The sequence below is a fragment of the Bifidobacterium tissieri genome (assembly GCF_002259645.1).
Lineage (GTDB): Bacteria > Actinomycetota > Actinomycetes > Actinomycetales > Bifidobacteriaceae > Galliscardovia > Galliscardovia tissieri.
In genome coordinates this window covers 140,997-156,129 of sequence record NZ_MWWV01000009.1, presented here as the reverse complement: position 1 = coordinate 156,129, position 15,133 = coordinate 140,997, and the positions used below count along the sequence as shown (strand labels likewise).

Below are 15,133 nucleotides of genomic sequence, written 5' to 3'. Positions count from 1 at the left end.
AGATAACTGAATATCCGTTTTCTTTACGCCGTGTATCACAGACGAAACAGAGACGCAAGAGACACAGATGACGGTCAGCCGGACACTGGTCGACGACCGTGCGATCCGTGCGATCCTGTCGATCCGCAGACGTCTGGGATGGGTTAACAAGGCGTGAAATCACGCCGATTATCGATACCGTGGTCGGCCCGTGCACAAGCGTAAGGAGAAACGATGAGTCACATCATCGCTTTATGCAGACGAGTCCCGTTATTGCCCGTCGTCATTCTGTCCGTCATTCCCGTGGCGTTGCTGTGGGACAGCCGTCCGTGGAGTCATCCGTTCTGGTTCGTCGACCCGAGCATCGGCCAGTGGATCGTCATCATTCTCGTTGTCTATGCCGTGATCGACACGTTGCGCGGCATGATCGACGACATCCGTCACGGTCATGTGGGCGTGGATGTGCTCGCCGTGGTCGCCATCCTCTCCACGCTTGCCGTACAGGAGTACTGGGCCAGCTGGGCCGTGGTGCTTATGATCGCGTCCGGCGAGGCCATCGAGGAATATGCGCAAGCCAAGGCGGAGAACAATCTCACCGCGTTGATGGATGCGGCACCGCAGACCGCGCATGTGATGAACCTGCCCGGTATGGGCAGTCGTCGGTCGACTGATACGGCTGACGCTGACACGACTGACACCAATACGGCTGACACGGCTGGTACTGATACGGTTGCCGATGATCGCGACTCCGGTCGCCATTGGAACACCGTCCCCGTCGATCGCGTACGCCCCGGCGATGTCCTGCAGGTGCTGCCCGGCGAAACCGTGCCCGTTGACGGCGAACTGCTCAGCGGATCGGCCACGCTCGATCTGTCGAACATCAACGGCGAACCCGTACCGCGTGAGGTGTTCGACGGCGCTCGCGTGATGTCCGGCGCGGTCAACGGTTCCACCACGCTCACCATGCGCGCCACCGAACTGTCGCGCGACTCGCAGTACCAGCGCATCCTCGAACTCGTGCGATCCGCGCAGAACTCGCGTGCCGCCGTGGTCAAGACCGCCGATCTCATGGCCGTGCCGTTCACTGTGATCTCGTTCATCATCGCCTGCGCCGCGTGGATCGTGTCCGGCGTGCCCACCCGCTTCGCGCAGGTGCTCGTGCTCGCCACGCCATGCCCGCTGCTCATCGCCGCGCCCGTCGCGTACATGGCCGGCACGGGGCGGCTCGCCAAGGCCGGCATCCTGATCAAAGCGCAGGACGTGCTGGAAAATCTCGGCCATGTATCGCACATCTTCTTCGATAAGACAGGCACGCTTACTGTGAAGAAACCGCAGGTCGTTCGCGTGGACATGCCGATCGGCGTGGTGGGTACCGACGCCGTGCTGGGCGGTGGTGCGACTGATGCTGGTGCCGTTGTGCGCGATGCCGCCACTATGCGCGATGCCGTTGCGCAGGACGGCACCGTGCAGACCGCCGTTGCGTGCGATGGTGCTGTGCACAACCCCGACAATTCTGGGGATAACTCGGGCGGAGCTGTAGCCGAATCTGAGGAAAACTCACGTAAGTCTGGGGATAACGGCAATGCGGACGACGTGGGTCGTGTGAGCGACGCGCATCGTGCGGATAACTCTAGTGGTATGAACGATCCTGGCAATTCCAGCGTTTCCGGTGCCTTCCCCTCTGCTCTTCCCGCCGCGCGGCCGCCGCTTAACGAGGACCACATCCTCATGCTCGCCGGCGTGGTGGAAGGTTACTCCGTGCACATTCTCGCCAAGGGTATCGCCGCCGCCGGAAGCGAGGCCGTGGAACGACTCCATGCGCGCTACGATGCCGGGCAGCGTCTGTGCCCGGAGAACGGTCGTCCCGGTCACGGTCGTTCCTATCCGGTGGTGCGCAACATCAGCGAAGACGCGGGCAACGGCATCAGCGGTGAGGTCAACGGGCACAAGGTTCGCGTGGGTCGGTTCGCATACGCCACCGACGGCATGACCGCCATGGGGGCGATCGCGTCGCAGCTTGCCGATTTTGCGCACGGCGTTGGTGCATCCGGTGCATCCGACGCTGTTGCGGCATCCGGACGTGGAAGTGGGCGTGGGCATGATCTCGTCACGACGCCAGCCGAGGACGGATTCCGTAGAATTGTCGTTCCGGCGGTGCGGCACACGGACGTGGATGACGTGATCGCGGTCGATAATGGCGTTGCGCGTGATGCTACGTATGGTGATGCGCGTAACAACGCCCCGCACAACGACGGTTCTCAAGACGGCGGATTCCGCATGACGTCCGCGGCGCGCAATCGCCACGCCGCGCGCATGGCCCAGGCGTTGCGTGCCCGTCGTCATGCCGTGCGTGACCGTCTGTTCCCCGCCGATCATTTCGCCGCGCTCGCGCCCGACGAGATGGCCACCTATGTTGCGGTGGACGGACGACTCGTGGCACGCATCGTATTGCGCGACGTGCCGCGTGCCAACACGCGCGAATCGTTGGAACGACTGCGCGCGCTCGGCGTGAAACGCCTGTCGATGCTCACCGGTGACAAGATCGCGTCGGCGACGGCCATCGCGAACGAGGTCGGCATCGACGATGTGAAGGCGGAACTGTTCCCCGAAGGCAAGGTGCAGGCGGTAAAGGACGCCGCGCACGAACTGCCGAACGCACAGCCGTGGTGGGATCGTCTGCTGCAGCGGTTCGTCGGTGAATCCACGACGAAATCGGTGACGATGATGGTGGGCGACGGCGTGAATGACGCGCCCGTGCTCGCTGCTGCCGACATCGGCATGGCGATCACCGACGGCACGAGCACCGCGGCGAGCGAATCGGCACAGGTGGTGATTATGAACGACGACATCGCTGCCGTGCCCGCCGCCATTGCGATCGCCCGTCGGACCAAGCGCGTGATGCTGCAGGCGGTGACGATCGGTCTGGGATTGGCGCTGGTGTGCATGATCGCCGCCGCGTTCAACCTGATCCCGGTGGTGATCGGCGCGTTCATGCAGGAGGCGATCGACGTGGTGAGCATCCTCTGGGCGCTTACCGCCCTCGTCGATCGCGAATAGGCGTGGGGCCGTTGTGGTTGCTGGGGGTCGTTGAGGGCACTGTGCGGTGATCGCTGCGGGTCTGTAGCATGAGCACGCCAAACCCGCAGCGAAGCAGCATCTACACTGCGGTTGCGATGCGCGGACTCATCGAACCCGCAGTGGAGACATGGCTTTACTGCGGGTTCGATGTACGGACTCGATAAACCCGCAGTGTAACCCTCGCTTCGCTGCGGGTCCGATACACGCGCACGGCAGACCCGCAGCAGTGGTGCTCCGATGCTTCTTCGACGTATGCGCGTGACGGACAACCATCGTAGAAGTGGATGAGTGCTTGTCCGTCGTACGCGTACGTCAAACAGGCATCGACGATGCCATTACGGTGCTCGTCTGTCGCATGCTTACGTCGAATAAGCACTGTGTGGTTCCTCCGATGCCCATCCGGCACACGCATGCGTCAAACAAGCACGGTAGGGACGATTACGGGGTGTGTCCGACGCACGCGTACGTCAAACACACCCCGTAATCATCGTAGTGACCAATGCCACTGGCGGATGGGACGATCCACACTCACACCGTGATCTCGCCGGCGATGGAGCGAGGAATCCACGAGGCCAGATCGCTGCCGGTCAGCCCCTGCGACAGCAGGAACACGATCTTGGCGTATGCGGCCTCGAGCGTCATATCGCCCGTACCGATCGCACCAGCGCGAGCGATCGCATCGCCGGCCTCGTAATGGCCGAGCAGTACGGTCGCCTGCTGGCACTGCGACGCCACCACCACCGGCACGCCCTCGCCGAGCACGTCGGCCAGCACGTCGGTCAGCCCCGGTTCGGTGCACGGCACATTACCCACGCCGTACGCGCGGATCAGCACGGCTTCGGGACGCGGCGTAAGCATGGCCTCCAGACGAGCGGCCGTAATGCCCGGCGCCATGTCGATCACGGCGACATCGTGGCGCATGTACGGCAGCGGATCGTACCAGCCCTCGCCGCGGCTCTCATACGATTCCCAATGCCAGGGCGCACCCGTCTGGGCGAGCAGTCCGGCCGACGGCGCATCGAATCCCTCGAATGCCCACGACGACACCTTGCTCACACGATTACCGGCGATCAGATGATGACCGAAGAACAGCGAAACGCCGTGCGCACGGCCGCTCAGCACCGCGTTGAGCGCGCCGGTCACGTTCGCCGTGGCGTCGGTCTCGACCATGCCGAGCGGATACTGCGATCCGGTGAACACGATCGGTTTGCCGAATCCGGTGAGCGCGTACGAAACCGCAGCCGACGAATAGCTCATCGTATCGGTGCCGTGCAGCACCACGAACGCGTCGGCATCGTTGCGATGCGCACGCAGATCGTCGATGATCGCCTGCCAGCTGTCCGGCGTGGCACACGACGAATCGATCAGCGGATCCAGTTCCGTGTACGACACCTGATCGGGACTGATCTGCGTGCCGTCGAGCAGCCCGTGCAGCCAGCCGAGCATATCGGCACCGGGGGCCAGACCGTGCGGCGAATCGATCATGCCGATCGTGCCGCCCGTATACGTGATATGAATACGCATGGCTGATCCTTACTTCGTGGTGGCGTTCTCGGTGGAATTGGTGGAATCGGCGGCATCCGCGGCGTCGGCGTCGAGCATCTCGTCCATCAGATTGCCGTCGATGCGACCACGCACGTAGAACCATCCGATGATCATGGCGATCACGACGACCACGAACAGGGCAAGCGTCCAACGACCGGACGCGCTCGTCAGATTCGAGATCACGACGATCGCGAAGAACAGCAGGGAAACGTAGTTCGTGTACGGCGCGCCGGGCATACGATAATCCGGTCGGGTCTCCTCGCCGGCCTTGACCTTCTTGAGGAACGCCAGATGCGTGACGAGGATCGACGCCCACGTGCCGGCGATGCCGATACCGGCCAGATTCATGATGATGTCGAACGCATCGGACGGCAGCACGGCGTTGAGCACCACGCCGATCAGACCCAGCGCGGACGTGATGATGATGCCGCCGTACGGAATGTGATGCTTGTTCATGCGTGCGGCGAACTTCGGGCCGGAACCGGCGATGGCCATCGAGCGCAGCGTGCGGCCCGTGGCGTACAGACCGGCGTTCAGCGACGACAGCGCGGCCGTGAGCACGACCACCTGGATCACGTCGCCGGCGTGCGGAATGCCGATGCCGGAGAAGAACGTGACGAACGGCGACTCGTTCGAGGAGTACGCGGTGTACGGCAGCACAAGCGACATGAGGATCACGGAACCCACGTAGAACACGAAGATGCGGATGATCATCGAATTGATGGCCTTGGGCAGCACCTCCTTGGCTTCCTTGGCTTCGCCGGCCGCCACGCCGACCATCTCGGTGCCGCCGAACGCGAACACCACGCCCAGCGTGAGGGCGAACACGGGCGCGATGCCCATCGGGAAGAAGCCGCCATGCTCGGTGATGTTGGCCACGCCGGCGTGCGCATCGCCCACCGGAGCGCCGGTGACGATCGCCCAGATGGCGATGACCATGAACGCGATGATCGTGAACACCTTGATCGCAGCGAACCAGAACTCGGCCTCGCCGAACATCTTCACGCTCATCATGTTGAGCACGAACACGAGGGCCAGCGCGCCCAGCGCGAGCAGCCACTGCGGAACGTCGGAGAACGCCTTCCAGTAGTGGAAGTACACGGCCACGGCGGTGATATCGGCCATCACGGTGGTGGACCAGTCGAGGAAGAACATCCAACCGGTCACGTACGCGCCCTTCTCGCCCAGGAACTCACGGGCGTAGGAGACGAACGCGCCCGACGACGGACGGCGGATCGCCAGCTCGCCCAGCGCGCGCACCATCAGAAACGCAAAGATGCCGCAGATCGCATAGGCGATGGTGAGCCCGGCGCCGCCCTGTGCCAGACGGCCGCCGGCACCCAGGAACAGGCCGGTGCCGATCGAGCCGCCGATGGCGATCATCTGAATATGGCGGGGCTTGAGCTCCTTCGCGTAGCCGGCGTCGCTCTTGTCCTGCGTGACGGTGCGCGATGGCATACTTCCGGAAGCGGACCCGGCCGTCCCTGTTTTCTCTGTCTTCTCACTCATGGTTCTGTCCTTGTTGAACGGATAGGAGTGCGGGTGCAGAACGTTGTCATCTGTGCCATCTGTCGATCGGTGTGTGCCAATTGTGTGCCAATCGGTGTGCCAATCGGCATGTGTCGATCGGTGTGTCGATCGGTGTGCAATGAACGAAACGTCTCGGCCCGCGTAAACGGTGAACATAATATGACGCTTGATGGTCAACTGAGTTAACGCTGAGCATGGTAGTGCTGCGCGGGTGGGCAGGGTGTGCGACGCGCGGTGGACGGGGGACGACTGGGCGTGCGACGGTGTGCGGCGTGTGCGGAACGTGGCGTGAGTGGTGTGCGGTGGGCGTTGTGTGGCGTGGTGTGATGGGCGTTGTGTGGGGCGTGATGAACCCGCAGTGGGACGTAGCCATACTGCGGGTTTGTCGGTGGGGTGCAGTCGACCCGCAGTGTGGATGTGCCTATACTGCGGGTCTATGCGTGGGATGCGACCGACCCGCAGTGGGCGCGTGCCTATACTGCGGGTTCGTCGGCGCGGCGTGATGAACCCGCAGTGCGCCAGCCTCCTCGGTGCGGTTTTGTGCCAAATGCATGACAGGCCTGCACCGAAACCGTGGAGACCGCAGCGGAAAGCCGATTTTCCCTCTGTTCCGTAGGGCGGAAATGCGTTACCCTGTAATGCGTGACTGACACTATGAACACCAATGAACTTCGCATCGCCGTGATCGGATCCGGTCCGGCCGGCGTGTACTCCTCCGACATCCTGCTCAAGCAGCTCGCCAAGCGCAGCGAGGAACTGGGACTGCCGTCCACCGCGCGCATCGACCTGTTCGAGAAGCTCCCCGTGCCGTTCGGCCTGGTCCGGTACGGCGTGGCTCCCGACCATCCCTCCATCAAGTTCATCGCCGGCGCGCTTGAGAAGACGCTCGACAATCCGAACATCCACCTGTACTGCGACGTGGAATTCGGCAAGGACGTGACGATCGACGAACTGCTCGAGCGCTACGACGCCGTGCTGTTCGCCACCGGTGCCGTCAAGGACAAGCCGCTGAACCTGCCCGGCGCGGATCTGGACGGCGTGTACGGTGCCGCCAAGTTCGTCGAATGGTACGACGGCTACCCCACGGGCGCTCGCGAATGGCCGCTCGAGGCCGAGAACGTGGCCGTGATCGGCGGCGGCAACGTGGCCATGGACGTGGCGCGCGAACTCATGCGCAACGCCGACGATCTCAAGGCCAAGACTGATATCCCCGACAACGTGTACGAGGGCATCCAGAAGAACAAGGCCAAGGTGCTGCACCTGTTCATCCGTCGTGGCGTGGCTCAGGCCAAGTTCAGCGTGCAGGAGCTGCGTGAGATGGAGAAGCTGCCCGGCGTGCAGCTGATCATCAACGAGGACGACTTCGATCTGGACGATGAGACCATCGAGGTGGCCGGTAAGGACAAGCTCGCCCGTCAGATGGTCGAGGAGCTGTTCACCGTACGTGAGATGGCCGAGGACATGGAAGACGACGGCGACGTGGATTACGAAGGCAACCCCGCCGACCGCAAGTACTATCTGCACTTCAACTCCGCGCCCACCGAGATCCTCGGCGAGGACGGCAAGGTGAAGGCCATCCGTGTGGAGAAGACCGAGACGAGCGCCGACGGCAAGATGACCCGACTCGGCGAGTTCGAGGACTACCCGGTGGAGGCCGTGTATCACGCCATCGGCTACAAGCCCGCCACCGCGCCCGGCATTGCGTACGACGAGAAGGGTGCCCACCTGGCCAACGCGAACGGCGACGGCCGCATCACAACCGAGGCCGACGGCGGCGAGGTGCGTCCGCGTCTGTACGCCACCGGTTGGGCCAAGCGCGGACCGGTCGGTCTGATCGGCTCCACCAAGTCCGACGCGCTGATGATCGTGAACCACATGCTCGAGGATTTTGCGGCCGCTCCGGAACGCGGTCTGTTCGCCGCCGATCGCAACCCCGAATCCATCGACGAGCTGCTCGCGTCCAAGGGCATTCGCCCGATCGACTTCGCCGGATGGAAGAAGATCGACGCATTCGAGCGTGCTGAGGGCGCGAAGGAAGGCCGTGAACACAAGAAGGTCATCGAGCCGGATCAGATGCGTGCGCTCGCGCTGGACTGATCACACTGGACTGATTGCGCTGGACTGATTGGCCGCGACTGATTGCACGGATCCGGTCGGCCGGGTTAGACGGTCTTGTCGGTTGGCTGGATTCGGGCAGTCTGTCTGAGTTCCTGAGTCAGCCAAACCTGACCGCCCTACCCGGCTATCTCATCCAACGATCACCGTCCCACAATATGACCACTACCGTTCCTTAGTGTGAGCTCACACTAAGGAACAACACCTCAAAAACGTTGAAATTCCAACAACAGCATTTTTTAGTGTGATCACACTAAGGAATGGGGCAATCTCAGGGGTTGGATAGACTGGGCGGCATGGCTGAACTGAACCCGCAATCGCTCGTGACCTTATGGCAGATCGCACGGTGTGGGTCATTTTCCGCTGCGGCGAAGGCGCTTGGTTGGAGTCAGCCCGCCATCAGCCAGCAGGTGAAGAAACTCGAATCCCAATGCGGCATGCAGCTCGTTACGCGTGCCGTTCGCGGTGTGGAACTCACGCCGGTGGGTGCCATGCTCGCCCGTCATGGCGAAGCGATCGCTGACTCGCTCGCCCAGGCGCAGTTGCAACTGAATGACTATCAGCGTGGCAATTTCGCACATCTGCGCATCGTCGCACCGCCGTCGATCTGTTCCACGATCGTGGCGAAAACCGTGGTCAAGATCAGCATGGCGAACGAGGCCGACGAAGCGGGAGAGACGAACCCGTCCGGCGCTGCGTTGGGTAATCCGACGGGCACTGCATCCGGGAGCGTTTCGTCCGGCAGTGCATCTCCCGACGATCATCGTCATCATCGACTCGAGGTCAATCTTGCGCAGATGGAACCGCCGCAGGCCGTGGAACAGGTGAGCAGCGGCGAGGCCGACGCGGCCATCATCTTCCGGTACGGTACGCTGCCGCATTTTCTGCAGATCGACGATTCCCTGCAATTCGAACCGTTGGGTGTCGACCCGTTGCGTCTGCTGGTGCGCAAGACCAGCGATATCGGCCGCGCCTATGAGAAGAATCATGAGCCGGTGGATTTGACTGCGGCGCGCGGTGAGCATTGGATCGCCGGGTGTGCCACCTGCCGTGCGAATCTGCTCAAGCTCGCCAGTCGTGCCGGTTTCAAGCCCGACATCCATCATGCCACCGACGACTACTGGGCCACGCAGAATCTGGTGGAGATGGGCATGGGTGTTTCGTTGGTTCCCGCACTCGACACCCGTCTGCATCTGCAGAGTGATCTTGTGGCCTGCCCGATCGCCGATGCGGATGCCAGTCGTCAGATCGGCATCCTTACGCGAGTGAACGACACGCGCGACTCGCTGCAGTATCTGCGTGAGGAACTGACCCGTACCGCACGCGGCTATCTCAAGGATCATATGACCTACGAGCAGCCGGTCTTGGGCTGACGTGTGTTGAGCCGCGCCGATCCGCAACGATCTGCAACGATTTGTAAACGATCTGCGGCCAATCCGACGCGTGGCAATCCGGAGCCAATCACACACGTTTGCACCCGGTTTCCCCCTAATCTTCAGCAAATATCCAGTCTGAATAATTACGTTGAGTCCCATGGACCGTGAAATTCACGTGCGTGGTCACTTCAACGGCCTGAAAACCACGCTGTTATTCGCGCTGATGTGGGCCATCATCATGCTGATATGGTGGCTGACCGGCGGTAGCCGAGGCACGCTGGGCCTATTCATATGCATAGGCCTGGCCACTACGTTCGTGTCCTACTGGTTCTCCGACAAACTCGCCATCGCGTCGATGCGCGCCCAGTGGGTTTCCGAACAGCAGGCACCGGGACTGTACCGCATCGTGCGGGAGCTGTCCGCGCGCGCGGGCAAGCCCATGCCGCGTATCTACATCGCGCCCACCATGAGCCCGAACGCGTTCGCCACCGGCCGTAACGAACGGCATGCGGCAGTCTGCTGCACGCAGGGCATTCTGCAGCTGCTCAATGAGCGCGAGATTCGCGGCGTGCTCGGCCACGAGCTCATGCACGTGTACAACCGTGATATTCTCACCGGCGCGATCGCGTCGGCCATGAGCACGGTGATCACGTATCTGGGCTACTCGCTCATGTATTTCGGCGGAAGCAGCAGCGACGATGAGCGTGAAGGCGGCGGCAACATCATCGGCCTGCTGATAAGCATGATCCTTGCGCCGATCGGCGCGTCCCTGATTCAGATGGCCATCAGCCGCACGCGTGAATTCGATGCGGACGAGGACGGCAGCCGTCTCACCGGTGACCCGGAGGCGCTGGCGTCGGCACTCAGCAAGATCGAGTCGGGCGTGCAGATGGCACCCATGGCGCAGACCGCCGGAACGCAGAGCGTGTCCGCGCTGATGATCGCCAATCCGTTTACCGCGGAGGGCCTGAGCCGTCTGTTCTCCACACATCCGCCGACCAGCGAGCGCATCGCGCGTCTGATGCAGATGAGTCGTGAGCTGCGTGCCGCGGGTGCCGTTCCCGGGCAGCGTATTTCACTGCGGTAGGCGGGGATCGCATCGCGCGGTCCATGAATTCGGACGGATTGCTTTGGGCCGCGGAGATTGCGTGCTAGACTGAATCCTCGCGTCCACAAGACGCACCTTTCGCGGATGTAGTTCATCGGTAGAACGAGAGCTTCCCAAGCTCTAAAGGCGGGTTCGACTCCCGTCATCCGCTCCATGAGAAACCGTTGGGAAACCAACGGTTTTCTGCTATTTCAGATGATGTATAAGTGTCATGGCCGGCATGCCACTGTTCCGATGCCAAACGATCCGGTGGCGACAACCGGCGGCCGCGGTAAGGTCGAGGTATGCGAATGGGGAAAGTCTGCACACGGCTACGGGATATGACGCGTGTGGTGTCGGCGATGATTCTGGTGGCGTCGATCCTGCCGTTGGCCGCATGTGGAATGGACGACGGGGGAGATGCTGCGAGTCCCGCTCCGACCGCGACTGCGACCGCGTCGACATCGCCGTCTCCGCAGCCGTCTTCCACTGGCGTACCAGGCAACAACACCGCAGACAACCGCAACTGGGGTGATTCCGGTTGCGATTCGACTAAGTCCGTTCGCGTCATCATCGCGCGTGGCACCGGCGAAAGCGTGGATGACGGACTGCTCAACCCGGTGGCCTCCGCCATCGCCGATGCGTTCCCCGGCAAGGTGCAGACCACATCGCTCGACTATCCGGCCACGTTCGACTTGAACAGTGTGAACGATGGCGTGACCGCGCTCGTCGCCATGCTGGGTGGTGGCGCACAGCAGTGTCCCATGCAGAAAACCGTGCTGCTTGGGTTCTCCCAGGGTGCCGCCGTAGTGGGCGATGCGCTGTCCGATCCGCAATATCGGCTGAATACCAACGGAACCCAGGACCGGATTCCTGAGACGGCATCCCGGAATGTGCTCGCCGTGGTGATGTACGGTGATCCGCGGTTCAACGGCAAGGCAACCTATAATGCCGGCGGATTCGACCCTGCGAAGAACGGCATGCTCGCCCCGCGTGACGTTACGGCCCTGTCCGGTTATGCGCGTGACGGACGGATCGTGGACTACTGCGCGGCGAACGATATCATCTGTCAGCAGGGCGGTGTGGAGGAGGGGCATCGCAGTTATTTCTCCGACGGAACTCGCGAGCAGGGCGTCGACTTCGTGACCTCCCGGATTCATACTTCTGGGCTGTGACCCCATGGCTGGCCTAGGGTGAGCCCACGGCGGAGTTCATGGCGATCCCATTCCGTGCCCGACTGATTTCCATGAACGAACGAAGCGAATAATCGGTGCAAACGCTTGCGGTACTTGACTTCCGCACACGTGAACGTGATCATGCCGTTTGTTTGTGCACATTTTGTTCGTTATTGGCCTATTCGTAGGTTTCAATGTACAGGCATGGCATATTCGCTGGGTATAACGGATGGAAAATGGATGGGATTGTTCGTCCAAGCAAACGATGGCACGACGGCGCATGGCAGTGCATGGTCAGTCATGATGATGGAGACGACAATTGGAGGACTTAATGACGAGTGCACAACAAGTCGATATGACGATACTGGACGAGGTCGTCCGGGAGGCATCACGACGGTACATGTTCGACGCGGTGGCGGTACATCGTATTCGACTCAAAGGACCGGCGGATTACGTGACGGAGGTCGATTCCTCCATTCAGGCCTACATCAAGGGCGAACTGGCGAAGCACTATCCGGAGATCCAATTCACCGGTGAGGAAGACGACGATCCGCATGCCGATTTCAACGGTCTGGTCTGGGCGCTCGACCCAGTGGACGGCACCACGAATCTGATTCATCACATGCATCACAGCGCGATCGCGCTCGCACTGCTTGACGGCGGTACGGTGATCAAGGCGATGGTCTACCAGCCGTATCTGGATGAGATGTTCACCGCCGAACTCGGCAAGGGCGCATTCCTCAACGGCAAGCCGATCCATGTGAGCATGGTGGCCGATCTTGGCATGGCGCTGATCGGTCTGGGAACCTCACACAAGGGCATCAACCGCACGACGGCCGCCGCGCAGTTCAACATGTTCGGCAAGGTGTTCGAGAACTGCGCCGATATTCGTCGCAGCGGTTCCGCATCCCTCGATCTGGCATGGGTGGCCGCCGGCCGTCTTGACGGATTCCTCGAACGCGATGTGAAGTTGTGGGACCACGCGGCCGGACGTCTGCTCGTCACCGAGGCCGGGGGCGTGGTGACCGACTGGCAGGGCGGCGATCTCGGCAGCGCCATGCACACCAGCATTGTTGCCGGCAACGCATATGTGGCCGAACATCTGCGTGAGGTGTTCCTGCAGTAGCGGGCAGTAGTGTTCCTGTAGTGAGTATTCCTGCAGTGTTCCTGCAGTGGGTTTGTACGCAATGATCCCGTGACGGTTTGTCAGCCGCCACGGGATCATCGCATTACGTGGTCGTGATTACTTGGTCGTGGGCGAGGACGACGCGTCAGCCGAGCCTGATGCCGCCGAGTCCTTCGACGCATTCGCGACGGCGGGAACCGGCTGGTTATCCATCACATGCTGCGGGAACGTGCCGTCGAGTTTGATCATCTCGGACACGGTCACGAATGTGAATCCCTCGTTCTTCAGATCGTCGATGATGCGGGGCAGGGCCTCGATATCCTGTGAACGATCGCCGCCGCCATCGTGCATGAGCACGATCGAGCCGTTCCGTGCATGACCGAGCACGGCGTCATGGATCTTGTCGGGGCCGGGACGGCGCCAATCCTCCGTATCGATGCTCCACAGCACGTTCATGCTGATCAGATCCGTCGAGTCCACCCACTGTTGCGCCTCGAACGCGCCATACGGCGAGCGGAACATGCGCCCCGATCCGCCGGTGTTGGCCTCGATCGGCGCGAACGAATCGTTGATTTCCTTGCGCAGATCGTCGCGGGACAGCTTCGGCAGGTACTTATGGCTCACGGAATGGCTTGCCACCTCGTTGCCGGCCGCCGCGACCGCCTTCTCCTGATCCGGGAACTCGGTACCTTGCTCGCTCAGGTTGAAGAACGTGGCGTGCACGCCCTTCTCGTTGAGGATGTTGAGGATGTCCTGCGTGTACTTGCTTGGGCCGTCGTCGAACGTGAGCGCGATGTACTTCTTGCCGTCCTGCGGGTTCGGGCTCTTGGTGGTCACCTTGAAGTTCACCGGCTCCTTGAGCACCTTCTTATCGACCGTCTCCTTGGACTGCTCGCCGACCCACTGCTCCTTGACACCGTCCACGCCCTGCTGTTCCACGTACTGGATCGTGCCGCCGCCCTTGAGATTGACATCGTTGCCGAACGGGATCGCCGCCCTGACCACCTGGTGGGGCTCGGTCGTATCCTTGCCGTTCTTCACGAACAGCACGTCGCCGTCGTTGACGCGGGTCGACGCCAGATCGGATGACTTGACCTCGGTATTGCCGAGCGTGACGGCATAGCGGTCGCCGCCGTGCTCATCCAGCGTCTTGCCGCTGACCGAGAGCAGCTTGCCTGCCTGGGTGCCGAATCCATCGTTGATGTTGAGCAGCGTGATGAGCGACGTGTTGACACGGGTCTTGACCGACGTGCCGTTCACGGTGACGGTGATCGGGCGCAGTCGGTTCTCCCACATCCAGAAGCTGGTGCAGCCCGCTGCGGCCACGACCACCATGGTCATGATGATCGTCACGCACTTGCGGGCGACGGTCCAACCGTGGTTGGCCGTTGCGGTGCCGTCGCCGGACTGTCCCGATACGGTCAGAGTTGTGGGGATTACGGGGGTTCGTGCCGGTGTGCTGGCCGGTTCCGGTTCGGGCTCCGACATGGCGATGCGACCTATCGCCGGTTCCTGATGTGGCGGCTCGGTCGGCGTCTGAGTGCGGGACTCGTGTTCCGGCCTCGGTTGGGATTCCACGGTATTTGCCACGGACGTCGTTCCTGCTGCGGTGCCTGCGGCTCCGGATTCGCGCCTGGTTTTGGCCTCGTCGGCGTTCTCGGCCTTGGCCGCACGGCTGAATCGCCAGAAGAATCCACGCTTTCGTGGTTTGCCGTCGTCGTCATAATACGCGCCGCGGGCGCTGTCGCCGAAATGCAGTTCTTCCACATGCTCCGGAGTCTGATGGCGGGTCGTGCTGTCGTCGTGCAGACCGCGGCCGGCCATATCGTCGTCATTCATACGATCGTTCGGGGATGCCATGTCTACTGAACCTTTCGTGACTCCCACTGAATTACTTCGTTTTTTCGTTATTCTCTTGTATTCCTGTATCAGTGTAGGAGGGTATTACCCATGCCGATGCGGTGATCATGGGGGATACTGTGAAAAAGTTCGTCGATTGTTTGCCGTCGGTTTGGGAAAACACGGCGACGTTATGCCCACCGCGTCCCGGATGACCATATATGAAGATCGAAACATGATCGGTTCATGGCTTACGGTAACCTGTTTGCGGCGTAAACGAGCG

At 61.8% G+C, this 15,133-nt stretch carries 9 protein-coding genes and 1 tRNA gene; 7 read left to right on the top strand and 3 right to left on the bottom strand.

From position 1 onward, the window contains the following. Positions 1-213: 213 nt before the first annotated feature. Positions 214-3,036, top strand: coding sequence for an HAD-IC family P-type ATPase (locus BTIS_RS12095; RefSeq protein ID WP_245819362.1), 2,823 nt, complete (start codon positions 214-216; stop codon positions 3,034-3,036). Positions 3,037-3,585: 549 nt separating this feature from the next. Here BTIS_RS12095 and BTIS_RS07490 read toward each other — a convergent pair. Both BTIS_RS07490 and BTIS_RS07485 read right to left on the bottom strand, forming a co-directional pair. Continuing rightward, positions 3,586-4,581 (bottom strand): asparaginase, encoded by a 996-nt coding sequence (locus tag BTIS_RS07490; protein ID WP_094664151.1) that lies wholly within the window; start codon positions 4,579-4,581, stop codon positions 3,586-3,588. A 9-nt stretch (positions 4,582-4,590) separates the two neighbouring features. Then, positions 4,591-6,060, bottom strand: coding sequence for an amino acid permease (locus BTIS_RS07485; RefSeq protein WP_094664149.1), 1,470 nt, complete (start codon positions 6,058-6,060; stop codon positions 4,591-4,593). 714 nt (positions 6,061-6,774) lie between these two features. On the opposite strand from BTIS_RS07485, the gene BTIS_RS07480 reads away from it, so the two are divergent. The 6 genes from BTIS_RS07480 to BTIS_RS07455 all read left to right on the top strand — a co-directional run bounded on the left by BTIS_RS07480 (position 6,775) and on the right by BTIS_RS07455 (position 13,011). After that, complete coding sequence (locus BTIS_RS07480) at positions 6,775-8,229, top strand: FAD-dependent oxidoreductase (protein WP_094664147.1); 1,455 nt, start codon at positions 6,775-6,777, stop codon at positions 8,227-8,229. 314 nt (positions 8,230-8,543) lie between these two features. After that, on the top strand, positions 8,544-9,620 hold the full coding sequence (locus tag BTIS_RS07475; protein ID WP_245819361.1) for a LysR family transcriptional regulator: 1,077 nt from the start codon (positions 8,544-8,546) through the stop codon (positions 9,618-9,620). 160 nt (positions 9,621-9,780) lie between these two features. Beyond that, positions 9,781-10,710, top strand: coding sequence for a zinc metalloprotease HtpX (gene htpX / locus BTIS_RS07470; protein WP_094664145.1), 930 nt, complete (start codon positions 9,781-9,783; stop codon positions 10,708-10,710). 101 nt (positions 10,711-10,811) lie between these two features. Beyond that, positions 10,812-10,885, top strand: a tRNA-Gly gene (locus BTIS_RS07465). A 136-nt stretch (positions 10,886-11,021) separates the two neighbouring features. Then, entirely contained in the window at positions 11,022-11,885 is an 864-nt protein-coding gene (locus BTIS_RS07460; RefSeq protein WP_158216867.1) for a cutinase family protein, read from the top strand. Between the two features lie 331 nt (positions 11,886-12,216). Then, positions 12,217-13,011, top strand: a complete 795-nt coding sequence (locus BTIS_RS07455) for an inositol monophosphatase family protein (RefSeq protein WP_094664141.1) — start codon at positions 12,217-12,219, stop codon at positions 13,009-13,011. Positions 13,012-13,128: 117 nt separating this feature from the next. On the opposite strand, the gene BTIS_RS07450 is transcribed toward BTIS_RS07455, so the two are convergent. Beyond that, positions 13,129-14,871 carry a polysaccharide deacetylase family protein gene (locus BTIS_RS07450; protein ID WP_094664139.1) on the bottom strand — a complete coding sequence of 581 codons (1,743 nt, stop codon included), beginning with the start codon at positions 14,869-14,871 and terminating at the stop codon, positions 13,129-13,131. Positions 14,872-15,133: the final 262 nt, after the last annotated feature.

Bases quoted from the DNA above. Each gene is read 5' to 3' on its own strand.
- BTIS_RS07475 (WP_245819361.1), top strand. From the start codon at position 8,544: ATGGCTGAACTGAACCCGCAATCGCTCGTGACCTTATGGCAGATCGCA.
- BTIS_RS07490 (WP_094664151.1), bottom strand. From the start codon at position 4,581: ATGCGTATTCATATCACGTATACGGGCGGCACGATCGGCATGATCGAT.
- htpX (WP_094664145.1), top strand. From the start codon at position 9,781: ATGGACCGTGAAATTCACGTGCGTGGTCACTTCAACGGCCTGAAAACC.
- BTIS_RS07485 (WP_094664149.1), bottom strand. From the start codon at position 6,060: ATGCCATCGCGCACCGTCACGCAGGACAAGAGCGACGCCGGCTACGCG.
- BTIS_RS07450 (WP_094664139.1), bottom strand. From the start codon at position 14,871: ATGGCATCCCCGAACGATCGTATGAATGACGACGATATGGCCGGCCGC.
- BTIS_RS12095 (WP_245819362.1), top strand. From the start codon at position 214: ATGAGTCACATCATCGCTTTATGCAGACGAGTCCCGTTATTGCCCGTC.
- BTIS_RS07455 (WP_094664141.1), top strand. From the start codon at position 12,217: ATGACGAGTGCACAACAAGTCGATATGACGATACTGGACGAGGTCGTC.
- BTIS_RS07460 (WP_158216867.1), top strand. From the start codon at position 11,022: ATGGGGAAAGTCTGCACACGGCTACGGGATATGACGCGTGTGGTGTCG.